The sequence below is a fragment of the Psychrobacter sp. PP-21 genome (genome assembly GCF_033790785.1).
In the GTDB taxonomy this organism is placed as follows: Bacteria; Pseudomonadota; Gammaproteobacteria; order Pseudomonadales; family Moraxellaceae; genus Psychrobacter.
The window spans coordinates 1-541 of record NZ_JAMYEB010000071.1; the positions used below are offsets into that span (position 1 = coordinate 1).

The 541-nt window shown below is 44.2% G+C and carries 1 pseudogene; it reads right to left on the bottom strand.

Features of this window, described 5'->3' with window-relative positions:
- Window positions 1–468, bottom strand: a pseudogene (locus NJD71_RS14060) (transposase); the annotation flags it as partial.
- Between the last annotated feature and the right edge of the window lie 73 nt (window positions 469–541).

Here is a 541-nt window from a genome sequence, read left to right on the forward strand (position 1 = left end):
AAAAGCACAAGCCAAAGCCCCAGTTCTTGTTCTCATCAGTCAGTTTGATAAGTAAGTCCGCTATTTGCTGGTTCTCATCTGTTACCACCGACTTGTGATAATAACAGGTGACGCTGATGTTAAAGATACGGCAAGCACGGCGTATGCTAATGCTACGATCTTCAATATAGTGACAAGCCATCTGCCGGCGCCTTTGGGGCGCTACCACTTTTTTGACATAGCATCCTGTAGGATGTCGGATTTAAGACATTCGTCAGCGTACATCTTCTTAAGACGTGCATTTTCAACTTCAAGTTCTTTTAAGCGCGCAATTAAAGAGGCATCCATGCCGCCATACTTTGAGCGCCAGTTGTAAAAGGTACTTTGGCTGATGTTATGCTCGCGGCACAGCTCAGTGATAGGAACGCCTTGTTCGGCTTGTTTTAGGATGTTGACGATTTGGTTGTCGCTAAAGCGTGTCTTTTTCATAGGATTCTCCTGCTGATGTATTCTAGCAGTTACTCTCTATTTATGAGTGTTCTTATTTATTGGGGGGATTACC